Source organism: Phenylobacterium sp., assembly GCF_031425575.1.
Taxonomy (GTDB): domain Bacteria; phylum Pseudomonadota; class Alphaproteobacteria; order Caulobacterales; family Caulobacteraceae; genus Phenylobacterium.
Window position 1 is genome coordinate 1 of the sequence record NZ_JANPJP010000048.1, and the last position, 26,083, is coordinate 26,083.

General features: G+C 67.7%; 25 protein-coding genes and 1 pseudogene. 14 read left to right on the forward strand and 12 right to left on the reverse strand.

From position 1 onward, the window contains the following. Positions 1-15 precede the first annotated feature (15 nt). The gene (locus RMO97_RS02575) at positions 16-570 is read right to left on the reverse strand and encodes a DOMON-like domain-containing protein (protein ID WP_310538986.1); all 555 of its coding nucleotides are present in this window, start codon (positions 568-570) and stop codon (positions 16-18) included. Positions 571-871: 301 nt separating this feature from the next. On the opposite strand from RMO97_RS02575, the gene tyrS reads away from it, so the two are divergent. The 5 genes from tyrS to RMO97_RS02600 all read left to right on the forward strand — a co-directional run bounded on the left by tyrS (position 872) and on the right by RMO97_RS02600 (position 5,061). Further along, positions 872-2,134, forward strand: a complete 1,263-nt coding sequence (gene tyrS / locus RMO97_RS02580; protein WP_310538987.1) for a tyrosine--tRNA ligase — start codon at positions 872-874, stop codon at positions 2,132-2,134. Between the two features lie 52 nt (positions 2,135-2,186). Further along, complete coding sequence (locus RMO97_RS02585) at positions 2,187-2,648, forward strand: peroxiredoxin (RefSeq protein ID WP_310538988.1); 462 nt, start codon at positions 2,187-2,189, stop codon at positions 2,646-2,648. A gap of 295 nt (positions 2,649-2,943) precedes the next feature. Continuing rightward, positions 2,944-4,101 (forward strand): M23 family metallopeptidase, encoded by a 1,158-nt coding sequence (locus tag RMO97_RS02590; protein WP_409035276.1) that lies wholly within the window; start codon positions 2,944-2,946, stop codon positions 4,099-4,101. Further along, positions 4,082-4,582 carry a polymer-forming cytoskeletal protein gene (locus RMO97_RS02595; protein ID WP_310538990.1) on the forward strand — a complete coding sequence of 167 codons (501 nt, stop codon included), beginning with the start codon at positions 4,082-4,084 and terminating at the stop codon, positions 4,580-4,582. The genes RMO97_RS02590 and RMO97_RS02595 overlap by 20 nt, the downstream gene beginning before the upstream one ends. A gap of 62 nt (positions 4,583-4,644) precedes the next feature. Next, positions 4,645-5,061 (forward strand): DUF805 domain-containing protein, encoded by a 417-nt coding sequence (locus RMO97_RS02600; protein ID WP_310538991.1) that lies wholly within the window; start codon positions 4,645-4,647, stop codon positions 5,059-5,061. Here the strand turns inward: RMO97_RS02600 and RMO97_RS02605 are convergent. The 4 genes from RMO97_RS02605 to RMO97_RS02620 form a co-directional block, all read right to left on the reverse strand. Next, complete coding sequence (locus RMO97_RS02605) at positions 5,046-5,747, reverse strand: 2-phosphosulfolactate phosphatase (protein WP_310538992.1); 702 nt, start codon at positions 5,745-5,747, stop codon at positions 5,046-5,048. The genes RMO97_RS02600 and RMO97_RS02605 overlap by 16 nt on opposite strands. A gap of 30 nt (positions 5,748-5,777) precedes the next feature. Next, a protein-coding gene (prfB, locus tag RMO97_RS02610; protein WP_310538993.1) for a peptide chain release factor 2 occupies positions 5,778-6,891 on the reverse strand; the annotation gives its coding sequence in 2 pieces (ribosomal slippage) (positions 5,778-6,821 and positions 6,823-6,891; 1,113 coding nt in all). 49 nt (positions 6,892-6,940) lie between these two features. Continuing rightward, the gene (locus RMO97_RS02615; RefSeq protein WP_310538994.1) at positions 6,941-9,361 is read right to left on the reverse strand and encodes a penicillin-binding protein 1A; all 2,421 of its coding nucleotides are present in this window, start codon (positions 9,359-9,361) and stop codon (positions 6,941-6,943) included. 53 nt (positions 9,362-9,414) lie between these two features. Further along, the gene (locus RMO97_RS02620) at positions 9,415-10,590 is read right to left on the reverse strand and encodes an N-acetylmuramoyl-L-alanine amidase (RefSeq protein WP_310538995.1); all 1,176 of its coding nucleotides are present in this window, start codon (positions 10,588-10,590) and stop codon (positions 9,415-9,417) included. 425 nt (positions 10,591-11,015) lie between these two features. Between RMO97_RS02620 and RMO97_RS02625 the strand changes: the two genes are divergently transcribed. The 3 genes from RMO97_RS02625 to RMO97_RS02635 are packed head-to-tail and all read left to right on the forward strand — an operon-like array spanning position 11,016 to position 15,914. Further along, entirely contained in the window at positions 11,016-13,700 is a 2,685-nt protein-coding gene (locus RMO97_RS02625; RefSeq protein ID WP_310538996.1) for a ribonuclease E/G, read from the forward strand. Positions 13,701-13,750: 50 nt separating this feature from the next. Beyond that, complete coding sequence (locus RMO97_RS02630; RefSeq protein ID WP_310538997.1) at positions 13,751-15,154, forward strand: M48 family metalloprotease; 1,404 nt, start codon at positions 13,751-13,753, stop codon at positions 15,152-15,154. Positions 15,155-15,185: 31 nt separating this feature from the next. After that, positions 15,186-15,914, forward strand: coding sequence for a DsbA family protein (locus tag RMO97_RS02635; protein ID WP_310538998.1), 729 nt, complete (start codon positions 15,186-15,188; stop codon positions 15,912-15,914). Here RMO97_RS02635 and RMO97_RS02640 read toward each other — a convergent pair. Then, positions 15,911-16,717 (reverse strand): class I SAM-dependent methyltransferase, encoded by an 807-nt coding sequence (locus RMO97_RS02640; protein ID WP_310538999.1) that lies wholly within the window; start codon positions 16,715-16,717, stop codon positions 15,911-15,913. The two genes, RMO97_RS02635 and RMO97_RS02640, sit on opposite strands and share 4 nt — an antisense overlap. Before the next feature lie 264 nt (positions 16,718-16,981). On the opposite strand from RMO97_RS02640, the gene RMO97_RS02645 reads away from it, so the two are divergent. Further along, positions 16,982-18,475, forward strand: coding sequence for an FAD-dependent oxidoreductase (locus RMO97_RS02645; RefSeq protein WP_310539000.1), 1,494 nt, complete (start codon positions 16,982-16,984; stop codon positions 18,473-18,475). Between the two features lie 19 nt (positions 18,476-18,494). Here the strand turns inward: RMO97_RS02645 and RMO97_RS02650 are convergent, their stop codons facing one another. From RMO97_RS02650 to thiS, 4 genes are all read right to left on the reverse strand, one after another. Then, on the reverse strand, positions 18,495-19,295 hold the full coding sequence (locus tag RMO97_RS02650; protein ID WP_310539001.1) for an SDR family oxidoreductase: 801 nt from the start codon (positions 19,293-19,295) through the stop codon (positions 18,495-18,497). Positions 19,296-19,369: 74 nt separating this feature from the next. Further along, a complete protein-coding gene (locus tag RMO97_RS02655; RefSeq protein ID WP_310539002.1) occupies positions 19,370-19,759 on the reverse strand; it encodes a hypothetical protein in 390 nt (129 codons plus the stop codon). Positions 19,760-19,766: 7 nt separating this feature from the next. After that, positions 19,767-20,564, reverse strand: coding sequence for a thiazole synthase (locus RMO97_RS02660; protein WP_310539003.1), 798 nt, complete (start codon positions 20,562-20,564; stop codon positions 19,767-19,769). 1 nt (position 20,565) lies between these two features. Continuing rightward, positions 20,566-20,766, reverse strand: a complete 201-nt coding sequence (gene thiS / locus RMO97_RS02665) for a sulfur carrier protein ThiS (protein WP_310539010.1) — start codon at positions 20,764-20,766, stop codon at positions 20,566-20,568. A gap of 90 nt (positions 20,767-20,856) precedes the next feature. On the opposite strand from thiS, the gene RMO97_RS02670 reads away from it, so the two are divergent. The 4 genes from RMO97_RS02670 (at position 20,857) to aat (ending at position 24,041) form a co-directional block, all read left to right on the forward strand. After that, complete coding sequence (locus RMO97_RS02670; protein WP_310539004.1) at positions 20,857-21,294, forward strand: type II 3-dehydroquinate dehydratase; 438 nt, start codon at positions 20,857-20,859, stop codon at positions 21,292-21,294. A 33-nt stretch (positions 21,295-21,327) separates the two neighbouring features. Beyond that, on the forward strand, positions 21,328-21,825 hold the full coding sequence (accB, locus tag RMO97_RS02675) for an acetyl-CoA carboxylase biotin carboxyl carrier protein (protein ID WP_310539005.1): 498 nt from the start codon (positions 21,328-21,330) through the stop codon (positions 21,823-21,825). A gap of 4 nt (positions 21,826-21,829) precedes the next feature. Further along, the gene (gene accC / locus RMO97_RS02680; RefSeq protein WP_310539006.1) at positions 21,830-23,185 is read left to right on the forward strand and encodes an acetyl-CoA carboxylase biotin carboxylase subunit; all 1,356 of its coding nucleotides are present in this window, start codon (positions 21,830-21,832) and stop codon (positions 23,183-23,185) included. 205 nt (positions 23,186-23,390) lie between these two features. Further along, positions 23,391-24,041, forward strand: coding sequence for a leucyl/phenylalanyl-tRNA--protein transferase (gene aat, locus RMO97_RS02685; protein WP_310539007.1), 651 nt, complete (start codon positions 23,391-23,393; stop codon positions 24,039-24,041). On the opposite strand, the gene RMO97_RS02690 is transcribed toward aat, so the two are convergent. Together RMO97_RS02690 and RMO97_RS02695 are read right to left on the reverse strand one after the other, a co-directional pair. Then, positions 23,978-24,628, reverse strand: coding sequence for a DUF2155 domain-containing protein (locus tag RMO97_RS02690; protein ID WP_310539008.1), 651 nt, complete (start codon positions 24,626-24,628; stop codon positions 23,978-23,980). The two genes, aat and RMO97_RS02690, sit on opposite strands and share 64 nt — an antisense overlap. Further along, complete coding sequence (locus RMO97_RS02695; RefSeq protein ID WP_310539009.1) at positions 24,628-25,026, reverse strand: NADH:ubiquinone oxidoreductase subunit NDUFA12; 399 nt, start codon at positions 25,024-25,026, stop codon at positions 24,628-24,630. Before RMO97_RS02695 ends, RMO97_RS02690 begins: the two co-directional genes overlap by 1 nt. A gap of 172 nt (positions 25,027-25,198) precedes the next feature. Between RMO97_RS02695 and RMO97_RS02700 the strand changes: the two are divergent. Then, positions 25,199-26,083 (forward strand): annotated as a pseudogene (locus RMO97_RS02700) (ribonucleotide reductase); the annotation flags it as partial.

Below are 26,083 nucleotides of genomic sequence, written 5' to 3' on the forward strand. Positions count from 1 at the left end.
GATCGAGGCCAAATTTCATGCGCGCTCTGCTGGCGTGAGGATCTGCGAGAAGCCGTCGGCGTGGTGGAAGTCCGGTCGCCCGGCCGGGTGGGCCAGGGCCCAGTAGGACTTGAGGCCGTCCCTCTGCTCGATCACCGCCGTGAGAGCAAGACGCCAGTCGGCGTCGGGGTGCAGTAAGGGCAGATCGTTCAAATTGAGGCTGGCGCGCTGGGCGAACCGGTCAGCCTCGGGCTCCACGGAAACCCCGGGGTCGCCGAACGGCTCGACCGGGGTCATCCCTTCGCGATAGCCGCTGAACCCATAGGCCGCCCACTCGCTCGAGGGCGCGAGGTTGAACTCGTAGTAGCCAGCACCGTCCGCCGCGCCGACGAAGGCCTCCAGGCAGGTATGTTTCCAGAGCTCGTCAGCGCGGGCGGCGGGCGCCGGCGCTGGCAGCTTCAGGGCCGTGATGTCGCCCCTCACGACATAGGTCAGGGCCAGCTTCGCGGGCGCGGACCAGGCGAGGTCGACCACGACGCTTGTCGCCGCGGTCCCCTGCGAGTCGCCATGTCGGTGCAAGATCAGACGCATGGCTCATGCTAACGGCGCCCCAGCCGGGCGCGGTAGGGCAATTCTCACCGGCTTGACCAAGCGACCGCCGAACCGCTACCTAGCGCCGATGATCATCCGCGCCGCCCTTGCTGGACGTTATTACCGCCTGCCCTAGAGCAGGTGCGGACCCGATCTCTCGCGCCACCCGTAACCCGGTCGGCGCCCTCCTCAGAAATTGACGGTCTCCGGCCCCATGCCTCAGGAGACCTCTGAAATGACCCTCGAAATCCTGGATCGCCGCGTGTTAGAGCCGCACGCGTCCCTAGAAGAGCCCTTGCCCATGTCCGTCGACCAGCCCGCCTTCAAGTCCGACCTGCTGCGCACCATGCAGGCCCGCGGCTACATCCACCAGATCACCCATCCGGTGGAACTGGACGAAGCGGCGTCGAAGGGGATCGTCACCGGCTACATTGGGTTCGACGCCACGGCCGCCAGCCTGCACGTCGGCAGCCTGATCCAGATCATGATGCTGCGGCGACTGCAGCAGGCGGGCCACAAGCCCATCGTGCTGATGGGCGGCGGCACCACCAAGGTCGGCGATCCCACCGACAAGGACCAGTCGCGCCCGCTGCTCACCGAGACCCAGATCCAGTCGAACATCGACAACATCAAGACGGTGTTCGCCAAGTTCCTGACCTTCGGCGATGGCCCCACCGACGCGGTGATGGTCGACAATGACGAGTGGCTCTCGAAGCTGGGCTACGTCCAGTTCCTGCGGGAATTCGGCGTCCATTTCACGATCAACCGCATGCTCAGCTTTGAGAGCGTCAAGCTAAGGCTGGAACGTGAGCAGCCGATGACCTTCCTCGAATTCAACTACATGCTGATGCAGGCCACCGACTTTCTGGAGCTGGAGCGCAAGTTCGGCTGCACCCTGCAGATGGGCGGCTCGGATCAGTGGGGCAACATCCTCAACGGGGTGGAGTTGATCCGCCGCGTCGACCAGAAGCCGTCCTTCGGCCTCACGACCCCCCTGCTCTCCACGGCCTCGGGCCAGAAGATGGGCAAGACGGTGGGCGGGGCCGTGTGGCTGAACGCCGACATGCGCAGCCCCTACGAGTACTGGCAGTTCTGGCGCAACACCGAGGACGCCGACGTCGGCCGCTTCCTGCGCCTGTTCACCGACATGCCCCTGGATGAGGTGGAACGCTACGAGGCCATGCAGGGCGCCGACATCAACGAGGCCAAGAAGGTGCTGGCGAATGTCGCCACCACCATGCTGCACGGCGCCGACGCGGCCCAGTCGGCGGGCGAGGCCGCGCGCAAGGCCTTCGAGGAAGGCGCACTGTCGGCCGATCTACCCACCTTTGAGATCTCCATGACCGACCTTGAGGTGGGGATCGTGCTGGCGGCCCTGACGACCGACGCGGCTCTTGCCGCCTCGCGCGGGGAAGCCCGGCGCCTGGCCAAGGGCGGCGGCCTGCGGGTCAACGACCAGGCCGAGACCGACGGCGACCGGACGCTCACCGCCGCAGATCTGGTGGAGGGCGTTATCAAGCTGGGCGCGGGCAAGAAGAAGATCGTGCTGATCAAGCCCGTCTGAGGATTGATCTCCCTCCCCTGCTGCATGGGGAGGGAGAAGAGGAGACCTGACCATGAGCGACGTGATCGAGGGCGCCGAAGCGCCCGACTTCGAACTGGCCGGCGCGGACGGCCCTATTCGGCTCGCCGACTTCGCGGGGAAGACCTTGGTGCTCTATTTCTACCCCAAGGATGACACCACGGGCTGCACCAAGGAGGCGCAGGAGTTCTCCGCCTTGGCCGCCGACTTCGCCAAGGCGGGCGTCTCCATACTCGGCGTCTCCAAGGACTCCCTCAAAAGTCACGCGAAGTTTACGGCCAAGTACGATTTGGCTGTGCCCCTGGGCGCCGATCTGGAAGGCGAAGTGATCGAGCGCTACGGGTCGTGGGTGGAGAAGAATATGTATGGCCGCGCCTATATGGGCGTCGAGCGTTCGACCTTCCTGATCGAGGACGGCCGGCTTACGCGAATCTGGCGCAAGGTAAAGGTCCCCGGCCACGCCGCCGCGGTGCTGAAAGCCGCGCAAAGCCTTTAAGGCCAAGCTTGGCGGCGCTGCGACGCGTCGTCGCAAGAGCGCTCCAAAGGCGCGTGCAGAGGGAACCAGCGCGTCTCAGGGATGTTGTAGAATTGTCGCGGGCGGCCGGTTTACGCTCCCGACAGCATCTTGATTTGCCTACGAAGCTAGCGCGGTCGTTCACGGCCCGTTAACCAGTCAAGTTAAGAATTGCATCATCCGGCCAGCGCTCCCTTGTGGCGCGAACCCCCTTGCGCGTTACCAAATTCTCATCGCATATCGCCGGGACTTCAGTTCCCTAGCCGACGCGGTGTGTATGTCACGCTTTTCGCGCCTTCGCCGATCGCTGGAAGAGCTTTTCCCCGAACGCCATCTCTATGTCCGCTCCGGCGGCGAGATGCGGGCCTTTGTCCTGACGACCGGAAAGCAGCTCACCTTCGCCTCCGTCCTGGCGGTCTGCGCTCTGTGGATGGGCATCTGCACCGCGGCCATGATGGTGAACGCCATGGCCCTGTCGGCGACCGACCAGGAGATCGCGCGGACCCAGGCCAAGTACGAACGCTGGATCGCAGACCGCCAAGCGCGGCTGAACAGCGCCGTGGCCCAGCTCAACGCCGCCAACGGCTCCGTCGACGACCTCGCCCTGACCGTCGAGAAGCGCCACGCGGCGCTCGCCATGCTACTGACCGACGTCAAGGGTGCGCCCGGCCTGACCCAAGCGCTGGCCCCCACCATCCAGCGCGCCAGCAACGTGCCGGCCGGAACCCACCCGATGCGCCGCATCGAACTGGTCCGCGCCAGCCAGGAACGCCTGATCGACGCTGCCGACAACTTCGCCAAGAGCCGGGCTGATCGCCTGCGCCTGGCCTTCCGCCTCGCCGGTCTGACGCCCTCCTCCTACACCCCCAAGGGTGGCTCGCTGGGTGGTCCGCTGATCGAGGCTAAGGATCCGAGGGCCCTGGCCGCGGTTCTCGATGTCGACGAAAGCTTCGCGGTCCGCATCCAGCACGCGGCCACCAACATGTCCGAGGCTACGGCCCTGGCTGAGGCCGCCGCCAAGCTGCCCTTCGCCCGGCCCACCAATCACACCGGGCAGTCCAGCGGCTTCGGCGTTCGCTTCGATCCCTTCACCCGCCGCCCAGCCTTCCACTCCGGCCTTGATTTCGTGGGCGGGTTCGGCGTGCCGATCTACACGACCGCCCCTGGCGTGGTGTCCTTCACCGGCGTGCGTTCGGGATATGGCAACACCATTGAGATAGACCACGGGAGTGGCTTCAAGACGCGCTACGCGCACCTGCAGGCGATCGGCGTCAATGCCGGGCAGCGGGTGGCCGTGGGTCAGCGGATCGGGGCCATGGGCTCGACCGGCCGTTCCACCGGTCCGCATCTTCATTACGAGGTCTGGGTCAATGGACGCGCCCAGAACCCCGACCGTTTCGTGAAAGCCGGCGATTATGTTCTCCAAGACAGCTAAGACCCCCGCCAAGCCCCCTGTTAAATTTGACTCTACCCCTGCCCCACTGGCGGCCGATCCGTCGGCTCAGCGCAAGGCGCCGCGCGCGGCCTCGCTGATCAGCGAAAACATCACCATCGAGGGCAATGTCACCGGCGAGGGTGAAGTCCACATCGACGGCGTGGTGCGCGGCGACGTCCGCGTCGGCAAGCTGACGGTCGGTGAGACCGGCCACATCGAGGGCGGCGTCTATGCCGAGGCGATCGAGGCCCGCGGCCGCATCATCGGCGCCGTGACCGCCAAGCAGGTCCGCCTCTATGGCACCGCCTATGTCGACGGCGATATCACCCATGAGCAGTTGGCCATGGAAACCGGCGCCTTCTTCCAGGGCCGCAGCCTGAAGTTCCAGCGCCAGGCCACTCCGCCGACGCCCGCGCCAAGTCCCCTGGCGCAGGCCAGCGCGCCCGCCCCGACTCCGGGACTGGCCCCCAAGCCGGTCTAGGCGGCGGGTTGTAAGCCGCCGCGCAACGGTTAAGCTTTCCCGATCTTGACCGGGAGGGCTCCATGGACCTGATGCTGCAGCCGCTGCGCAAGTACGCCGACTTCAATGGCCGAGCGCGACGCTCTGAATACTGGCTGTTCGCGCTCTTCGTGGCGCTCGTGCAGATGGCGGCCGCGATACTCTCCTGGTTTGTCGGTGGCGATCTCAGCGGCGACGCCTTCGCCACGCCGGCCTCAGCCGTCATCGCCCTGATTTACTTCGGCTTCTGCCTGTACATCCTCATTCCGTCGCTGGCGGTCAGCTTCCGCAGGCTGCACGACACCGGCCGTACGGCCTGGTGGCTCCTGCTGGGCCTCATCCCGATCCTGGGTCAACTGGTGTTGCTGATCTTCATGATCTTGGACGGGACACCGGGCGATAATCGCTACGGCGCCAGCCCCAAGGGGCCCGCCTCCCCCGAGGCTCAGCCGGCGACATAAGCCCCGTCGCGCAGCACGGGCGCCACGGCGCTGACGTCGCGTTCCAGCGCCAGGTCGACGTCGATCTCGAAGCCTCGCTCGATGAGTTCGCGGCCCGACAGGCAGTCGCGGATCACCGCGTCCAGGTCTGGCTTCGCGCTGCGCCAGGCGTCACGGGCCACTCTCGCCTCTGCGGTCATCTCGCCGGCCAGGGAGTCGATGATGGCGCCTGCGCCGATCAGGTCCTCGACGGCCGGGCGCAAGGTGTCGCCGCGCCAGCGTTCGCCCGCTGGGATCAGTCCGATGTCGCCGCCGTCCGCCAGCTCTCGAGCCTTGGCGGCCACCGCCTTGGCGTTGCGCAGGCAGCCGGCCAGGACCGGCGTGTCGCCTCCGGCCAGGGACAGGCGCGAACCATTGGGCGACGGCAACAGCAGGCTGTCGCCGGGGCTGAGGTCACGCAGGCTGGCCGGCGACAGGCTGAACTGACCGCCGGCGGCGCGCTTGGGCGCGGCTGCGACGGCGCCGATCTTGTCGGCCTCCGCCTTGGCCGCCTCGTGATCACCGAGCGGAAACGGATGGATCAGCGCACCCCGGGACACGGCGATATCGACCGCCGTCGAAAAGGACAGCACGTCGACGATGACGAACACCGAGACCTGCGTCCGCAAGGCCTCCATCCCTTCCCGCGCCCACTCACAGCGAATCATCGGCCGGCCTCCTTGATCGAAGCGCGTCGCCTAGCCTTCGCGGGTGACGCCGACCCGCTGGGCCAGAGACGCGCCCATGAAGGTGTCCAGGTCGCCGTCCAGCACCCCTTGGGTGTCGGAGGTCTCCACCTCGGTCCGCAGATCCTTGACCATCTGATAGGGCTGCAGAACGTACGAGCGGATCTGGTGGCCCCAGCCGATGTCGGTCTTTTGGTCCTGCATGGCCTGGGCCTCGGCCTCCCGCTTCTGCAGCTCCATCTCGTAGAGCCGCGCGCGCAGCATCTTCCAGGCTTCCTCGCGGTTCTGGTGCTGGGAGCGCCCCGACTGGCAAGCGACGGCGACGCCGGTCGGGATGTGGGTCAGGCGCACGGCCGAGTCAGTCTTGTTGATGTGCTGCCCGCCGGAGCCGGACGCCCGGTAGGTGTCGGTGCGCACATCCGAGGGGTTAATGTCGATAACGATGGTGTCGTCCACCACCGGATAGACCCAGACCGACGCAAAGCTCGTATGCCGCTTCGCCGCCGAATCGAAGGGCGAGATCCGCACCAGGCGATGGACCCCGGCCTCGGTCTTCAGCCAGCCATAGGCGTTGTGACCCTTGATCTGCAGGGTCACCGACTTGATCCCAGCCTGCTCGCCCGAGGTCTCTTCCAGGAAGTCCACGGTCATGCCGTGGGCGGTGGCCCAGCGGCTGTACATCCGCAGCAGCATCCCGGCCCAGTCGTTGGACTCGGTGCCGCCGGCGCCGGAATTGATTTCCATGAAGGCGTCGTTGCCGTCAGCCTCGCCCGAGAGCAGGGCCTCCAGCTCGGCGCGTCCGGCCCGGTCCTTCAGGCCCTTGAGCTGGGCGCGCGCCTCGTCGAGGGAGGCCTCGTCGCCCTCCTCATCGGCCATCTCGGCGTAGCCGATGGCGTCGGCCAGGTCCCGCTCAATGGACTGGACAGCCTCGACGCTGGCCGCCAGCTTGGAGCGCTCGCGGGTGATGGCCTGGGCGGCCTCGGCATTGTCCCACAGGCTCGGATCCTCGACCCGGGCGTTCAGCTCATGCAGTTTTCGAAGGGCAGGTTCCCAGTCAAAGACGCCTCCTGAGCAGGTCGATCGACTGCTCGATGTCGGCCTTGGCAGCCTCAACATCCGCTCTCATGGGAAATTCCTTCGAAAGGTAAGCGGCGGGCAGTAGCGGTTTGCCCGCCCTAGTACAACCCGCTCATGTCATCCTGCTTCTTGGACGGGGCCGGCGGCGCAGGAGCTCCGGTCGGCTTGCCGTCCGGCCAGACCTGCTGATAGGGCTGCGGCCCCCCGCTCGGACGATAGACGGGCGCGGTCGCGACCTTGGGCTCGGTGCCCGGCTTGAAGGCCTCGCGGATGCCTCGGACCATGACGAACTTGGCGCTCTTGGGCGCCTTGAACTCGGTCTTGGGCAGCCCCTTGGTGGCCTCCATCATGAACTCGGTGAAGATCGGCACCGCCGCGGTGGTCCCAGTCTCGCCCTCGCCCAGGCTGCGGTTGTCGTCAAAGCCGACGAAGACGCCGGCGACGATCTGAGGCGTGAAGCCCACGAACCAGGCGCTGCGGTACTCGTTGGTGGTCCCAGTCTTGCCGCCGACGGGACGGCCCAGCACCGAGGCGGAGGTCGCGGTGCCCCGCTGGACCACGCCCTGCAGCATGGAGGTGATCTGGTAGGCGGTGACCGGGTCCATCAGCTGCGCGCCGCCAGGGGCGATGCGGGGGCTTTCGTCACCATTGAAGCCGGCGTCGCAGCGGGGGCAGTCGCGCTTGTCGGCGCGGAAGATGGTCTTGCCCTCACGGTCCTGCACCAGTTCGATCAGGTGCGGCTCGACCTTGCGGCCGCCGTTGACGAAGGAGGCGTAGGCCGCCGTCAGCTTGAAGGGCGTGGTCTCGCCGGCGCCCAGCGCCATGGCCAGCACCGGCTCCATGTCGCGCACGACGCCCAGCTTGATGGCCATGTCGCGGATCTTCGGCATTCCGACGCCCTGGGCCAGGCGCACGGTCATGGCGTTGCGCGACAGCTCCAGGCCTTTCCGGAGGGTCAGGGCGCCATAGTACTTCTTGTTGTAGTTCTCAGGCGTCCAGTCGGCGCCGGCCGCGCCCTTCAGAGTGATGGCGCTGTCCATCACCACGCTGCCCGGTGTGTAGCCATTCTCTAGGGCCGTGGCGTAGACCAGCGGCTTGAAGGCCGAACCCGGCTGGCGCATCGCCTGGGTGGAGCGGTTGAAGTTGGACAACGAGAAGGAATAGCCGCCCACCATGGCCAGGACGCGCCCGGAATTGGGCTCCATGGCCACCAGGGCGCCGTTGACCGCAGGCACCTGCTTCAGGCGGTAGCCGCCGCCCTCGACCGGCTCGACAAAGATCAGGTCGCCGACCACCGGCACGCCCCGGCCGGCGCGGGCCCAGGCTACATCCTCGGCGACAAGGGCCCCGGTCGCGCCGCCGTCGGCCACCTGGATGCGGATATTGGTGTTGGAAGACTCGGTGACGACCGCTGGCTGCCAGGTGCGGCGCTCGGCGGGCAGGGTCTTCTTCTTGGCCAGAGCCTCCCAGCCCGGCGCGATGGTCACGTGGCCCCAGGCCCCGCGCCAGCCATGGCGGCGGTCATACTGCTCCAGGCCGTGCATCAGGGCCACGCGGGCCGCCGTCTGCATCTCCGGGTCGAGGGTGGTGCGCATGTAGTAGCCGCCCTCGTTCAGCCTTTGACCAAGGGTGGCCAGGCCACGGCGGCGGACCTCCTCCACAAAGAAGTCGGCGTCGCGATACTTGGCGCGGCTCGGGGCGTTCTGGACCTTGAGGTCCTCCTTCAGCGCCTTATCGGCGTCAGCGCGGCTGACCCAGCCGAGGTCGGCCATCTGGCCGATGATCCAGTTGCGACGGGCGATGGCGTTCGCCTTGCGCCGGGTCGGATGGTAATTGTCAGGCCCCTTGGGCAGCGCCGCCAGATAGGCGCACTCGGCCAGGGTGAGGTCGGAAATCGACTTGCCGAAATAGTTGTAGGCCGCCGCCCCGACGCCATACGAGCGATAGCCCAGCCAGATTTCGTTCAGATAGAGCTCGAGGATCTGCTCCTTGTTCAGCGTCTGCTCCAGTCGCCGCGCCAGGATGGCTTCCTTCAGCTTGCGCCCCACCGTGGCGTCACTGGTCAGCAGGACGTTCTTGGCCACCTGCTGGGTGATGGTGGAGCCGCCCTCCAGGCGCTTGCCGCGGGCGGCGTTCAGCACGTTGCGCATCATGGCCCGGGTGAGGCCCATGGCGTCCACGCCCGAGTGCTGGAAGAAGTTGCGGTCTTCCGCCGCCAGGAACGCCTGGGCCAGCTGGGGGGGAATGTTGTCATAGGGAACGAAGATGCGGCGCTCGCGGGAAAACTCGCCGATCAGGGTGCCGTCCCAGGCGTAGGCTCGGGTGGCGGTGGGCGGCCGGTAGTCCACCAGGTCGCCAGCGTCCGGCATGTCATGGAACAGCCACGCGGCATAGATGGCGATGGCGAACCCAGCCACCGCGATTGCGCTCAACACGGCGACGCCGGCGATCGCGACCCATCTTTCCGGGGGGTTCAAGACTGACAGACCTCCGCGGGCGCCCGCCTCCCGCACGGTCATCGTCTAGAGCGGGTTTCGGAAAAGGGAAAGCCGGTTTTGTGACGCGCCGGGACTTAGCGCGAGGCCAGCCGGGTCTCTTGCGCGAAGTAGGCGTCGATGGAGTCGCCGACGGCGTTCATCAGCTTGGCCCGACTGGCGGGATCGCGCAGGAAGGCCTCGTCCTCGGGATTGTTCACAAAGCCCATTTCCAGCAGCACGGCCGGAACGTCGGGGGCCAGCAGAACAGCCAGCCCGGCTTCCCGGTGGCTGCGGCGCAGCAGGCGCATGTCGCCGTCGGCGATCCGGTCCAGAACCATTTCGGCGAAGGTGGCCGAGCGATTCTTCGTGGAGCGCTGGGTAAGGTCGAAAAGGATCCCGGAAACACCCCGATCGGCTTGGTTCACCTTCATGAACCAGTCGTCCTTGGAGATCAGCTTCTGCGAGCGGGCTACGGCGCGATCAGCGAGCGTGTAGACGCTGGCCCCGCGGGTGGAGGTGCCGGGACCCGAGTCCGCGTGCAGCGAAATGAACAGGTCGGCTCCGGCCTTGCGCGCGATCGGCACCCGGGTCTCCAGGGGCACATAGACGTCCGAGGACCGGGTCATGACCACCCGGTAGCGGCCGGTGCGCTCGAGGCGAGACTTCAGCGCCAGGGCCGCGGCGAGGGTCACTTCCTTCTCGAAGCCGTTCGCTCCGACGGCGCCGGGATCCTTGCCCCCGTGGCCGGCGTCGATGACCACCGTCTTCTTAAGGTTCAGGGGCGGCGGACGAATGGCCGGCGCGGTGTTGGAGATCAGGGTGACCCGATCTCCGCTGGCGCGAGGCGCGGCTGCGGCGATGTCGATCACATAACGATAGTTGGCGGCGCCGTCGGCGGGCGGCAGCAGGAAGCGGCGCTTGATCACCGCGTCGTCGGAAAGGTCGATGCGCAGGCGCCCTCCCAGGGGGCTCCCATCGAGCATCCAGCTCTTCACCAGGCCCTGGCCCCCGCCCTGCAGGGTGCGTCCAACGCTGACTCCGGGAAGGTTCAACACGATACGGCGGTCGCTCACGCCGTCGGAGGCCACCTTGGCGGTGGCCGAGCGGTCGAGATCGATGACAATGCGGGTCTCGGCCTGGTCCCCACCGAGGCGGACCTTTAGGACGCCGCCGCCCGAGGCGTTCGCCTGTCCGACCGCGGCGACCGCCAGGCAGCATACGCCCGCGGCGATGGTCGCCAGGGTACGCTTCCCGAATCTATCGAAGGCCACGCCTACTTTTGCGAGCACAATGCCCCACACCACACGCATTTTGATTTGAACCCCATATACCCCTTAGGTGCGTGGAGAAACGGTTAACCCCCTGGGGCTGAACCGGCGCTGAAGCCGATTGTCTTTCTTTTTTCAGCTTACTGTTGCAATGTCCCCCGCGCCGGAGGACGCCCTGCCTGTCAGGGCCATGTTCCGCGCGAAGCCTGCGTCGGCTTCGGCCGAATCCTCGGCCATGACGCATCACTCCGATCCGTGCTCCCTCAAGGAGCGCGCCTGGGAAACAACTATGGGCAGCGCCGCTCGAGCCCCTTTCCGGCCTTGCACCGCCCGCGTCTCTGACGCGGCCGGCGAAAGCGTGCGCGCCCTCATGACAAACCGGCAGCGCCCGAGCCTGGAGCTCCAGGCGCGCCACGGAGATCGTCTATATGTCCAAGAAAATGCTTATCGACGCCGCTCACGCCGAAGAAACGCGTGTGGTGGTGATCGACGGAACACGGGTTGAAGAATTCGATTTCGAAAGTCAGAACCGCAAGCAGCTCCGGGGGAATATCTACCTCGCCAAGGTGACGCGGGTCGAACCGTCCCTCCAGGCCGCCTTCATCGAGTACGGCGGCAACCGGCACGGCTTCCTGGCCTTCAACGAAATCCACCCGGACTACTACCAGATCCCGGTCGCCGACCGCGAAGCGCTGATGCGCGAAGAGGCCGATGACGAGGACGACGAGCCCCGCGGCCGGAGCGCTCCCACGTCGGAAAACGACGACGATGACGACGACGCGTCCGACGCGGACGAAGACGACGTCATGGACGAGGAAGTCGCCCGGCGCCGTCGGCGGCTGATGCGTCGCTACAAGATCCAGGAAGTGATCCGCCGCCGGCAGATCATGCTGGTGCAGGTCGTCAAGGAAGAGCGCGGCAACAAGGGCGCAGCCCTGACCACCTATCTCTCCCTGGCCGGCCGCTACGGCGTGCTGATGCCGAACACCGCCCGGGGCGGCGGCATTTCTCGGAAGATCACCACGGTCACCGACCGCAAACGTCTGAAGGGCGTGGTCCAGAGCCTGGACGTGCCCCAGGGCATGGGCCTCATCGTCCGCACGGCCGGCGCCAAGCGCACCAAGGCCGAGATCAAGCGCGACTACGAGTATCTCCTGCGCCTGTGGGAGAATATCCGCGACACCACCCTGCACTCCGTGGCCCCCGCCCTCATCTATGAGGAAGAGGACCTGGTGAAGCGCACCATCCGCGACCTCTATGACAAGGACATCGACGAGGTCTGGGTCGAGGGCGAGGCCGGCTTCAAGGAAGCCCGCGACTTCATGCGCATGCTGATGCCGTCGCAGGCCAAGAAGGTGCAGGCCTATCGCGAAGCCACCCCGCTGTTCGTGAAGCACAAGGTCGAGGATCACCTCGCCCAGATCTACACCCCCACCGTGCCCCTGCGTTCGGGCGGCTACCTGGTGATCAACCAGACCGAGGCCCTGGTGGCCGTCGACGTGAACTCCGGCCGCGCCACCCGCGAGCGGAACGTCGAGGCCACGGCGCTGAAGACCAACATGGAGGCGGCCGAAGAGACGGCCCGCCAACTGCGTCTGCGCGACCTGGCCGGCCTGATTGTCATCGACTTCATCGACATGGATGAGTCGAAGAACAACCGGGCCGTCGAGAAAAAGCTGAAGGACTCGCTGAAGGACGACCGCGCCCGGGTCCAGATGGGTAAAATCAGCGGCTTTGGCCTGATGGAGATCAGTCGCCAGCGGCGCCGCTCCGGCGTCCTGGAAGGCACGACCCACGTCTGCGAGCATTGCGCTGGCACCGGCCGCGTCCGCTCGGTGGAGTCCAGCGCCCTGTCGGCCCTGCGCACTGTCGAAGGCGAGGCCCTCAAGGGTGGCGGCGAGGCGACCCTGAAGGTTCCGCGCGCCGTCGGCCTCTACATCCTCAATGAGAAACGCAACCACCTGGCGCGCATCAACGAGGGCCTGGGGCTGTTCGTCACCATCGTCATCGATGACGCCATGTCCCACGCCGATCACGAGATCGAGCGCACGGCCAGCGAGGCCCGTCCTGAGCATGCCGTGGTGCACCACACGCCGCTGCAGGCCTATGTCCCCGACGACGACGACTTCGATGACAGCGAAATCGAGGACGAGGAAGACGACGACGAAGAGATCCTCGAAGCTGAGGACGACGAAGATGAAGAGGGTGGCCGCAACCCGGTCGTCGCTCGTGAAGCCCGAGGCGAGAGCGAAGAGCGCGCCGAGGACGACGGCGAACGCGCCGGCCGTGGCCGCCGCCGCCGCCGCCGTGGCCGCCGTGACGGCGCCGAGCCCCGTCCTGAGGGCGCTGCCGCCGCGCCGAGCGAACCGCGCGCGCCTGCCGACGCCAAGGGCGAGTACGAGGACGACGGACAGGGTGGCCGCCGCCGCCGCCGTGGCCGCAGAGGCGGTCGCCGTATGCGCGACGACAGCCGTCCGCAGGACGCCTTCTCGTGGACCCGCCCCTGGGTTCCCTACGGCGATGACCCCTTCGTCTGGCACGATCCGGCGGAAGATTTCCGCACCCCGGCCGCGGCCAATGACAGCCAGGACGCCCCGTCCGCCTCGGACTCCGAGTCGGCCGACGAGGAAAACTCGCCGATGATCGCGCCGGCCACCGAGGGCGGCGATGACATGTGGGTCGAACTGCCCGCCCTGGACGAAAAGCCCAAGAAGGGCCGGGCGCGTCGCGGCCGCAATCGTGGCCGCAGCGACGAGGCTGATGTGGCCGAAGCGCCGGCCGCCGCCGAGGAATTCCCCGATCCCATCGCGGTGATCGAGGAAGCTGCGGCGCCGCTGCCGGAACCCGAGGCTGAAGCCGCTGCCCCCGCGGCCCCGGCCAAGCGCAGCCGCGCCCGCAAGCCGAAGGCCGAGGCCGCGACGGTCGAGGCTCCCGTGCTCGAGGCGCCCGCGGCCACGCCAGCGCCTGTCGAAGTCGTCGCCGAGCCCGTCGTGGAGGCTCCGGCCGCCAAGCCCGCCCGCGCCGCCAAGGCCAAGGCGCCCGCCGCCGCCGATCCGGCGGAAATCTCGACACCGCCCACCGCGCCTCGCAAAGGCTGGTGGCGTCGGGGTTGAGAGGCTAGGCTGAACCAATGAAGGGCTGGGGGGCGCTTGGAGTTTCAACGATGGCGTCCCCTGCCCGCTCGCTTTCTCGCCTGGCCCTGACGGCGACGGTCGCGCTCAGCCTTCTGACGCATGCCGCGCCGGCCCAGGCCCAGGAGGGTGTCTCCCTGATCCGGGACACCGAGATTGAGGAGACCCTGCGCAAGGACTCCGTGCCGCTGTTCGACGCGGCCGGCGTCGACTCCAAGTCCATCGATATCCTGTTGATCGGGTCCAAGGACCTGCAGGCCTCGGCGGGCCCCGGCCAGATGGCGGTCTATACCGGCCTCATCCTTGAGACCGAGAACCCGAACCAGCTCCAGGGCGTCATGGCCCATGAGATCGCCCACTTGGCCGGCGGTCACTCCGCCCGTTCGGGGGACATGAACGCCGCGGGCATGAAGCCCTTCCTGCTGACCATGGGCCTGGGGGTACTGGCGGCGTTGGCGGGATCGGCGGAAGGCGCCGCGGCCCTGGTGGGCAGCGCCAACTACTTCGGGGCGCTGGGGGCGATGGGCTACAGCCGCGAGCAGGAATCGCGCGCTGACCAGGCCGGCCTGACCTATCTCGAAAAGGCCGGGCTCTCGGGCCGCGGTCTCGTCGAGTTCTTCGACAATTTCCGCTACCAGGAAGTCTTCCAGGAGGCGCGCCGCTTCGCCTATTTCCGCAGCCACCCCCTGTCGTCAGACCGGATCGAGGCGCTGAGGAGTCGGGCCCAGGTGCTGCGTAATTACGACGCCAAGGACAGCCCCGAGGCGATGGCCGAACACGCCATCATGAAGATGAAGCTCGACGCCTTCATCAATCCCCAGCTGGTCATGGGCCGGCTGGACGAGAAGGACCAGTCCTACACGACGCGCTATGGCCGGGCGATCGCCTATTACCAGCTCAGGGAGCCGGACAAGGCGCTGAAGATCATCGACAGCCTGCTCGTTGAGCAGCCGGCCAACCCCTACCTCTACGAACTGCGGGGCCAGATCCTCTTCGAATTCGGCCGCGCCGTTGAAGCCGAGGCGCCGCAGCGCAAGTCCGTCGAACTGAAGCCCGAGGCGCCCCTGCTACGAATCAATCTCGGCCAGACCCTGATCGCGCTGAATGACGAAAAGAAGCTCGACGAGGGGATATCCGAACTGAAGCGCTCCCTGACGATCGATGAGGAGAACGCCGAGGCCTGGCGTCTCCTGGCCCAAGCCTACGACCGCAAGGAGCAGGATGGCCTGGCCCGCTACGCCACCGCCGAGTACAACTTCCAGATCGGCAATCGCCAGCAGGCCCTGGTTTTCGCCATGCGCGCCCGGGAAAAGCTGGAAAAGTCCACGCCCGAATGGCGCCGCGCCACGGACATCGTCCTGGCCTCATCCCCCAGTAAGGACGACCTCAAGGATCTCGCCAAGGAAGGCTCGATCCGCCGCGGTTCGCTCCGCTGACTTCTCTCGCTCTTCAAGCCAAGCAGACCGCATGAAAACCCCAATCCGCGCCGTCCTCGCGCTCGCCGCCATCCTCGCTCTCTCCGGCTGCCAGAAGGCCGCCGACGCCGCCTTCGGCCAGAAGGTGCGCGCCTACCTGCTGGAGCACCCCGAGGTGATCGAGGAGGCGGTGCAGAAACTGCAGGAGAAGAAGGTGGCCGAGGCCGCCAACCTGGCCAAGGCCGGCATGGTCAAGCATCGCAAGGCGCTGGAGCAGGACCCGCGCGATTTCGTGGCCAATCCAAACGGCAAGATCACGGTGGTCGAGTTCTTCGATTACCGTTGCGGCTACTGCAAGAGCTCCGCGCCGGAGATCCTACAGATCATCCGTGAGAACCCCGATGTGCGGTTCGTCTTCAAGGAATTTCCCATTTTCGGCGGCGAATCGGCCCTGGCCGCCGAGGTGTCCCTGTCCCCGGCGGGCAAGGCCCAGGGCCTGGCGCTCCATAAGAGCTTCATGGCCGAGAAGGCCCTGGACGCGGCCGCCATTGACCGCCACCTCGCCGCCCTGGGGATCAATCCCGCGCAAGCCCGGGCCGCCGGTCAATCGGCCGCCGTCCAGAAGCACATCGCCGACACCCGCGAGCTGGCCCAGTCCTTGGGCATCGAGGGCACGCCAGCCTTCATCGTCGGCGACCGCATGGTCCCCGGCGCAGACATGCCAGCCCTGCGCGCCGCCATCGCGGCGGCCAAGGCCGGCGATATCAAGCGAGCCAGCTAGACGGCCCGGGCCACCCAGATCTGCTCGCCGCCATAGGCGGCGGGCGACCGCTGGAAGTCCGAATAGACGCTGAGCGCCTCGAAGCCCGTGAGCTCCAGCAGGTAGGCCATCTCCTGGCGCGTGGACCAGCGCAGGGTCCACGAGGTCTCGTGGCTGCCCAGCACGACGCCTTGGGCGTCCAGTTCCTCGATACGCATCCGCTCTCCCGTGGTCTGCTCGAAGGGGTTGGTGTGACGACCCAGGCAGGTGCGGCGGAAGCGGCGGCCGCTCACGGCGTCGACCACCTCACGCGGCGGCGGCGGCGAGGGTTCGCCCACGCACACCTCCAGCCGGGCGTCGAACAGGTCGATGACCAGCACTCCGCCAGGGTTCAGGCAGCGCCAGACCCGCTCCAGCGTCTTCCTTTGGTCGGCCGGATCGATCAGGTGCTGGAAGGAGCGCGCCGGGATCAGCACGAGGTCGAACCGATCCTGCGTTTCGAAGTCCTGCATGGGAGCGGAGACCAGCCGGGCCCGGCCCCAGGCGGACGGCCTCAGGGCCTGAAGCCTGCGGTCGGCGACATCCAGCATGGCTCGCGAGATATCCACCCCCGTGACCTCGAAGCCCGCCTCCACCAGCGGAGTCAGGATGCGCCCGGTGCCGCAGGCCAATTCCAGCACCTTGCCGCCGCGATCGCGGGCGAGGTCTAGGTAGAAGTCGATGTCGCCGGTCAGCTGGCCAACCTCAGCGGCGAACAGGTCATAGCTCTCGACGGCGAGGCCGCCGCCGTAGAAGGCGTTGGGATTGAGATCGTCGTGGGGCATCGGGCGGTCCTGTCTCGGTGATCCGGAAGACAGGGTGATCCTCTCAAGGCCCCGTCCGTCTCCGGCGGGGCTGTTGAAGGAAGCGGCTAGTCGCGCGCACGCCCTCCAACGCCCCGCGAGGGAGCGATGGTGGAGGTCATGATCTGGGCGGCGCGATGCAGCATGCCGCCCGATAACCTTGACAACCGCGGCTGTAAAGTCCCCCCTTTCCTTCCCCCCCGGCGCCTGTGTCACGGCTAAAAGAAAAAACGCCCGGGAGGCGACATGACCGAACGCGTGCTCGTGATCGGGGCTGGAATAGGCGGGCTGTGTACGGCCCTGGCCCTCGCCTCGCCGGAACGGGAGCTGATCCTCCTTGAACGCGACCCTGCCCCGCCCACCGGTGACGCCGACGCGGCCTTCGCCGACTGGGCCCGCCGCGGGGTGGGCCACCTGCGCCACAGCCACGCCTTCCTCGCCCGCCTGAGGCTGATCCTGCGCGATGAGCACCCGAGGCTGCTGGCCGACCTCCTGGAGGCCGGAGCCCGCGACCTCGGCTTCGAGCAGATGCTCAGTGACGAGCTGAAGAAGGGCTATCGGCCGCAGGCCGTCGACAAGGATTTCGTGGTGCTCACCAGTCGGCGCACCACCCTGGAGCTGGTGATCCGCCGCTATGTGGAGCGGCTGGCTAATGTGGAGATTCGGTCGGAGGTCTTCGTCACCGGCCTGAAGATCGAACCTGGGGCGCCGTTGCGGGTCACGGGGGTCACCTTGGAGAACGGAGCCGACCTCACCGCCGACCTGGTGGTGGACGCCGCAGGCCGCACCACCGCGGCTATCGAGCAGCTGACCGCGGCCGGCGCTCCGATCTCCCAGGAGGAGGAGACCGCCGGCATCCTCTACTTCACCCGCCACTACCGCCTGAACCCCGGCATGGCCGACCCCCCGCGCGGCAAGGCGCCGGGCACCGGCGACCTGGGATTCCTGAAGTACGGCGTCTTTCCAGCCGACAACGGCTGGTTCTCCGTCACCATGTGCGTGCCGGAGATTGAGCTGGAGATGCGCAAGGCCATCGTCTCGCCCGAGACCTTCGACGGCATATGCCAGCAGATTCCTGGCCTGGTCCCCTGGGTCGATCCGGCCCGCGCCCAGGGCGTCAGCCGGGTGTTCGGGATGGGGGACCTGCACAGCCGCTGGCGGGACATGACGCCGGGCGGCGTCGCCAGTGTGCTGGGGTATTTCCCGCTGGGCGACAGCCTGGTGCGGACCAATCCGCTCTACGGCCGGGGCTGCTCCTTCGCCGCCGTCAGCGCCTACGCCTTGCGCGACTCTCTGACCGAGAGCGTCGATCCCGCCACCCGCGCCGAGGCCTATCAGGGGCGGATCAACGAGAGCCTGAAGCCCTACTACCAGGACATGCTGGCCCAGGACCGGCTGGCCATCCGGCTGGCCCGCAACACCCTGACGCCCGACTACAGGCCCAGTTTCAAGGCCAAGCTGGCCAAGAGCTTCCTGGAGGACGGGGTGGCCATCGCCGTTCGCTCCAACCTCGACCTGCTGCGGGCGGCGCTGCGGGGGTTCCACATGCTGGAGCACCCCTCGGCCTGGCTGAAGCGGCCGGCCAACTTCGTGCGGGTGCTGGGCTACTGGGCGCGGGGGAGAAAGACCAACGCCGCCGCCTACCCGCCCAAGCTCGGGCCCGCGCGCCACGAAATGCTGACGGCGCTTGGGCTTTCGCCGCAGGCCGACATCGACCGGCTGGCCGCCGCCCAGGTTTAGGCGGCAGCTGCAGTCGTTCTCAAGGCCTGGGCTGCAGGGAGAACAGGGCGCCGGCGGCCATCTGGTCGCGGGTGGCCTCGGGCGCCAGGGTGGCGGCCTTGTCGAGCTCAACCAGCTCGGGAGGGACATACCAGTGCAATTTATCCGAGTAGTATGCTTCCCACACCACCTTGGCTACGTCCAGGGGCGGGATGGCGCGGAACAGGCCCTCCTTGGGGGCGTTGGCCGCCGCGCCGGGGGGCAGGATCGGGGTGTCGATCAGGCCGGGCAGGACGTCGGCGACGCGGACGCCGTAGGCCTTGAACTCCACCGACAGCGCCTCGGTGAGCCCCTTCACGGCGTGCTTGGTGGCGGAGTAGACGGCGATCCCGGCCATGCCGAAGGTGGCCGACGAGGATGAGGTGGTGAAGCAGAGCGAGCCCGGGGTGGCCTTCAGCAGCTTGATCCCCTCGTGGATGCCGATCAGCACGCCGACGAAATTGACCTGCACCACGGCCAGTACGTCCTCGAAGGGCTGGTCGGCGAAGGAGCCGCCCTTGCCGATTCCGGCGTTGTTGAAGAGCAGATCCAGCTTGCCGCCGCTGGCCGCCCCGAACTCGGCGAAGGCGGCCTGAAAGTCGGCGCGATCGGTGACATCCAGGGTGCGGACGAGGCAGTTTTCTTCGCCCAGCTCGGCCTCCAGCGCCTTCAGCCCCTCGGCGTTGACGTCATAGCCGCCGACGAACCAGCCCTTCTGGCGGAACAGGCGCGCGGTCTCTCGGCCCATGCCCGAGGCGGCGCCGGTGATGAAGATCGACTTGCGTCCCTTGGCCTGTCCCATGGCGGCTCCTCCCGATTTTCCGCCATGCTGAAGGATGTGCCGCCGGGGAAGGCCACCGTGTGGAGGTGGCGGCTTCAGTTCATCGTCTGGCGACGTCGCCCCATCTGCTCGCCAAGGCCCGTCTCGAACAGCAAGAAGAGCGGCCCCAGCCGGTCTGCGGCCAGGCGGGCCTCGGCCACCGCGACAAGGGGGCCGTGGTCGCCGGGCCAAGGCGCGACAGACGGATCAGCGTCGGCCAGCACCAGGGTCTGATGAACGCCCATATAGATGGCGCAGAGGCACGCAGCCTCCTCAGGATCGATCCCGATCCGGCGCATCACCTGAAGGCTGTCCAGGAGGAAGTTCTCGGGAAACACCTCCAGCGCCACCGGTGTCGGCACGTCGGCCACGCCCATCACGCCCGACTCGCGAACGATGCCCGCCAGGGTCTCAGCGAATACGATCGCGTCGGGCGGCATGGCCATGTCGGGTTCAGATCAGCCCAGACTGCGGCGACGACGGATCGCCGTAGACTCGGCGCGGCATGCGGCCCGCCAGGAAGGCCTGACGCCCGGCGATGACGGCGTGCTTCATGGCGCTGGCCATCAGGATCGGGTCGCGGGCGTCGGAGATGGCGGTGTTCATCAAGACGGCGTCACAGCCCATCTCCATGGCGATGGCGGCGTCGGAGGCGGTGCCGAGGCCGGCGTCCACCAGCACCGGCACCTTGGCCTGCTCGATGATCAGGCCGATATTGACCTTGTTGAGAATGCCCATGCCCGAACCGATCGGGGCGGCCAGCGGCATGACGGCGCAGGCGCCAGCCTCCTCCAGCTTGCGGGCGTAGACCGGATCGTCGGTGCAGTAGACCATCACCTGGAAGCCCTCGGCGATCAGCATCTTAAGCGCACGCAGGGTCTCTTCCATGTCGGGATAGAGCAGCTTGGGGTCCGACAGCACCTCCAGCTTCACCAGGTCCCAGCCGCCGGCCTCGCGGGCCAGGCGCAGGGTGCGCACCGCCTCCTCACCGGTGAAGCAGCCTGCGGTGTTGGGCAGGTAGGTGAAGCGGTCGGGCTTCACATAGTCCACCAGCATCTGCTGGCTGGGGTCCGACAGGTTCACCCGGCGCAGGGCCACGGTGACGATCTCAGCGCCGGCGGCCTCGGCGGCCGCGGCGTTCTGCTCATAGTCCTTGTACTTGCCGGTGCCGATGATCAGCCGCGAGGTGAAGGTCCGGCCGGCCAGGGTCCAGGTATCGTCCTGGGCTTGGGTGTGAGTCGTTCCGTCCATGTCAGCCGCCTCCGATGAAGTGGACGATCTCGATCCGGTCGCCGTCGGAGAGCGCCGTGGCGCCATAGGCCGAGCGCGGCACGATCTCGAGATTGCGCTCCACGGCCACCTTGCGGGGGTCCAGGCCCAGGCTCACCACCAGGGCGGCGAGGTCCGAGAGACCCGAAAAGGAGCGTTCCTCGCCATTGATGGTCAGGGTCATGACCGCCTCGTCCAACACGTCGTCCATTCCCAGTGCTTGTGACCCCCGCCGCCGCCCGTTACAAGACGGCGGAATCGACGGCGGAGCCGAATGTCGAAACCGATCTACGTGCTGAGCGGGCCCAACCTCAATCTCCTGGGCGTCCGCGAGCCTGAGATTTACGGAAAAGCCACGCTGGACGATGTGCGCAAGCTCTGTGAGCAACGCGCCGCCGCCCTGGGTCGCACCGTCGTGTTCCATCAGTCCAATCACGAAGGCCAGCTGATCGACTGGGTGCAGGAGGCGCGCACGCAGGCTTCGGCGCTGGTGATCAACCCGGCAGGCTATGGGCATACCTCCATCGCCCTGCTGGACGCCTTGAAGATGCTCGATATCCCCATCGTCGAGTGCCACCTCTCGAATCCGGCGGCGCGCGAGGCGTTCCGCCGGGAAACCTACGTGTCCCTGGCGGCGACCGGACTGGTGTCCGGCTTCGGCGCGCAAAGTTATGTCCTGGCTATCGAAGCCGCCGCGGGTCAGTCCGCGTAACTTCCTCAAGCCAAAAGAATAAGGGTCTTTTCCATGGCTAGCACTCCGAAGGCTCCCGCCGATCCGATCGACGCGCGCCTGGTGCGCAAACTGGCCGACATCCTCACCGATACCGGCCTGACCGAGATCGAGGTGGAGCATTCGGGCCTGAAGATCCGCGTCGCCCGCACCCTCACCGCCGCGCCCGCGCAGTACGTGCAGCAGGCCCCCATGGCCGCCGCCCCGGTCGCGGCCGCGCCGGCCGCCGCCGCGCCCGCCGGCGCCGCCGCCGAAGCGCCCGCGGCCACCCGCGCCGCCGGCGACGTGGTGAAGTCGCCCATGGTGGGCACCGTCTACATGCAGCCCTCGCCGGAAGCCCCGCCCTTCGTGAAGGTCGGTGATACGGTGACCGCCGGCCAGACCCTGATGATCATCGAGGCCATGAAGACCATGAACCCGATCCCGGCCACCAAGGCGGGCAAGGTGGTGGAGATCCTGGTGGGCGATGGCGACCCTGTGGAGTTCGGCGAGCCCCTCGTCGTCATCGAGTAGTCCGATGTTCGAAAAAATCCTCATCGCCAACCGGGGCGAGATCGCCCTGCGGATTCACCGAGCCTGCAAGGAAATGGGCATCTCGACGGTGGCGGTCCACTCCGAGGCCGACGCCGGCGCCATGTGGGTGCGGCTGGCCGACGAAAGCGTCTGCATCGGCCCTCGCTCGGCGGCCAAGAGCTACCTGAACATTCCCTCGATCATCGCGGCGGCCGAAATCACCGGCGCCCAGGCCATCCATCCGGGCTACGGCTTCCTGTCTGAGAACGCCCGCTTCGCCGAGATCGTCACGGCGCACGGCTTCACCTTCATCGGCCCCAAGGCCGAGCACATCTCGATGATGGGCGACAAGATCACCGCCAAACAGGCGGTGAAGAGCGCCGGCATCCCCGTGGTCCCCGGCTCCGACGGCGCCGTGACCACCGAGGAGGAGGCCTTCGCCGCCGCCAAGCAGATCGGCTTCCCAGTGCTGATCAAGGCCGCCGCCGGCGGTGGCGGGCGCGGCATGAAGGTGGCCTTGAACGAGGACGAGCTGGCCGAGGCGGTCTCCACCGCCCGAGCCGAGGCCCGGGCCTCCTTCGGCGACGACGCGGTCTACATGGAGCGCTATCTCCAGACCCCGCGCCACATCGAGATCCAGGTCATCGCCGACAGCTTCGGCAATGTCTGCCACCTGGGGGAGCGCGACTGCTCCCTGCAGCGCCGTCACCAGAAGGTGCTGGAGGAAGCCCCCTCCCCGGTGATCGACGCCGCCGCCCGCGCCAAGATCGGCAAGGTGGTGGTCGATGCGATCAAGGCCATCGGCTACCTCGGCGTCGGCACCATCGAGTTCCTGTACGAGAACGGCGAGTTCTTCTTCATCGAAATGAACACCCGCCTGCAGGTGGAGCACCCGGTCACCGAGGCCATCACCGGCATCGACCTGGTGCGCGAACAGATCCGCATCGCCGCGGGCCTGCCGCTGTCCTTCAAGCAAGAGGACATCATCTTCGAAGGCCACGCCATCGAGTGCCGGATCAACGCCGAAAATCCCAAGACCTTCGCCCCCTCGCCGGGCCTGGTCACCGATTTCCATGCGCCGGGCGGCCTGGGCGTACGCCTCGATAGCGCCCTCTATGCCGGCTATTCGATCCCGCCGGACTACGACAGCCTGGTGGGCAAGCTGATCGTCCACGGCCGCGACCGCGAGGAGTGCCTGGCGCGCCTGAACCGTTGCCTGGGTGAGATGGTGGTGGGGGGCATCGAGACCTCGATCCCGCTGTTCCAGGAGCTGATCCACCAGCCCGACATCATCTCAGGGACCTACGACATCCATTGGCTGGAACGCTGGATGAAGTCGCAGGCCGAGCTCTCGGCCTGAGGCCTGAGATTATGACGCGGGCGCCCATGCGGTCCTTCTCCCCTTGCGGGAGAAGGTGGCCGCCCGAAGGGCGGTCGGATGAGGGGTGGCTATCCCCTCGACATCTCTCTTTGAAGCCGGATCCGGAGAGATCCGTGCGACCCCGACCCTGCTCCGCAGGGCCAGCTTCTCCCGCAAGGGGAGAAGGGCTGCAAGACCTCAAGCCATGACCACCTTCGGCCCCGCCGAGCTGCTGGACTGCTACTCCCGGGGGGTCTTTCCCATGGCCGACGCGCGGGACGACGACGCTGTCTTCCTGATCGATCCCGAACGGCGGGGGGTGATTCCCCTGGCCGGCTTCCACCTGTCCAAGCGCCTGGCACGCACCGTGCGGCGCGATCCCTTCGAGGTGCGGATCGACACCGCCTTTTCCGAGGTGGTGAGCGCCTGCGCCGCGGCCAGGCCCGGGCGGACCGAGACCTGGATCAACGACCCCATCGAGAGGCTCTATGCCGAGCTGTTTGCGATCGGCCACGCCCACAGTGTCGAGTGCTGGGCCGGCGATGAGATGGTGGGCGGGCTGTACGGCGTGTCCCTGGCCGGCGCTTTCTTCGGCGAGAGCATGTTCTCCACCCGCACCGACGCCTCGAAGGTGGCCCTGACACACCTGGTGGCGAGATTGATTGCTGGCGGGTTCCTGCTGCTGGACGCCCAGTTCATGACCGAGCACCTGGCGCAGTTCGGGACCGAGGAGATCTCACGTGCCGTCTACCGGCGACGGCTGGGCAAGGCGCTCGCCGTGACGGCTGAGTTTCAGCGGCTGCCGGCGGCCACGACGGGGGCCGCGGCCCTGCAGGTGATCAGCCAGGCGTCGTAGACCGGATGCTGCAGGGGGTTCAGGCCCGGCGACGAGGCGTACATCCAGCCCTTGAAGGCCTGACGCGCCGGCGGGGTCGGCTTGCCCGGCGCGGCGCGGGGCTGGGAGTCCACCGTCATGTAGGCGATGGCGTCTTCCTGCGGTTCGTCGGCGGCGGCCTGCTCGCAGGCCTTCACGGTGAAGACCAGGGTTTTGTAGCGCACCGGCTGGCCCACGGCGGCCTCGAAGCGGACCGTCTCGGCGGTCACCTTGTCGAGAGCCTGGAGGATGGCGACGTCGTAGCGGGCGCGCTTGATGGTGCTCTCTGCCGGCTTTTCGACGACCTGGGCCTTGGGCGCCGCGGCGGGGGCGACCTCGGAGGCCTGGACCGCCGGGGTGGCGACGGGGGCGGGAACCGGCACGACGACGGGCGGCGCCTCTTCGGCGGGCTGGGGTTGATCGGGGGGCGGCAAGGGCGACGGCGCGACCGGACCCGGCGTTGGGATCGGCGCGACCGGGGGGACGGGCGCGGTCTGGGCGGCCACGAAACCGGCGCCGGCCAGAACGCTCAGGGCCACCGTCAGGCTGAGGAGAGAACGTCCGCCCACTATTCCGGCCGCCACGCCTCGTAGTCGCCGGTCGCCTTCTGGCGTTCGCCGCCCCGGCTGATGGAGCCCTTGGGCCGCCAGGCGTTGATGGTGCCGGTCATGTTGGGAAGGTGGTCCTTCTCCCAGGCCTGCCGCTTCAGCGGCTCCTTGGTCGGAGGCTCCTCGAAGGTGTGGTGCAGCCAGCCGTGCCAGTCGGGTGAGACCTTCGAGGCCTCGGCATAGCCGGAATACATCACCCAGCGGCGCAGACGGCCCTTGTCGTAGGAGTCGCTGTCGTCCTTGGCCTGGTAGTATTTGTTGCCCATCTCGTCCGTGCCGACGAGCACGCCGCGGCGCCAGACGGTGAAGAGCGCGCCGAGGGTGGCGCCGTTCCACCAGGTAAAGATCGACTTGAGCACGGTTTTGAAGATCCAACGGGGTTGGGAGGCGGGCGGACTATAGGCGGGGCCCCTTCGAGCGTCCAGCGGCGCGATCACCGCAAGATGTTGTTGAGAACTGGCCTGCGACCACAACATCTGTTGCGGCGAACCCCTTGGGCTCCTAACCTCCCCGCCCGTGGGAGACAAACCGTTGCGAACCGAACCGGGCCGGATCGAGCGCAGGCCTCTTGAGCGCGCCGACAGCGTGGTCGAGGTGCTGTCCCCTGCCGCCTGGACCGACGCCCGGGTGGAAGCCTGGCTGGACTGGGCTGGCGGCGAGACCGACCTGCCCGCCGCCATCTTCCGCAAGGCCGAGATCATCGCCGAACAGGCAGGCGCCCTCGCCCTGCTGCCCGACGCGCGCACGCGGGCCGCCTTCCGCCGCGACCTGGGTGCCGCCCTGCTGGCGGGCCGCCTGGCCATCGCCGAGCCCCGCGCCCTCGATGCGCCCCTTGTCATCGCCGCGCACGACGGCGACTACGTCAAGACCCTGGCCACCCTGCGCGCGCGCCGCCGGGGCAGGGTCTCGGCCCGCGCCGCCGCCATGGCGCTGTCCCAGCGCCTGCAGGGGGTGATGGACGCCATCGCGCGCTGTGAGGGCGATCCCGCCGCCTGCGCAAATCCGCAAGCCAATCTCAGCCTGGCCCGCGCCGCCGAGGCCGCCCGCGGGGCCGGCGCCACCGACCTGATGATCCTGGACGCCATGACCCTGGCCCGCGCGGGTGAGGACCTGTGGTCGGCCCAGGCCCAGTTCGAAAGCGGCGACGGCCCCGGCCTGATCGCCGCCATTCCGGCCGGCCTGGCCGAGGGCGATCTCGCCCTGGCCGCCGCGGCCTGGGAGACCGGCGCTGTGGTGGCGGCCTTCGCCGCCGACGCCGCGCCGAAGATCGCCGACACCTGGACCGCCACGCGCGGCGCGGTGGACCTGCTCGCCTTTGGCAGCGGGGCCGAATTCGACGGCGACGCCTTCGACGACGCGGTGGGCCTGGCGGCCATCGCGCTCGCGGCCTTCGGGGGGCCCGTGGCGCTGGGCCTT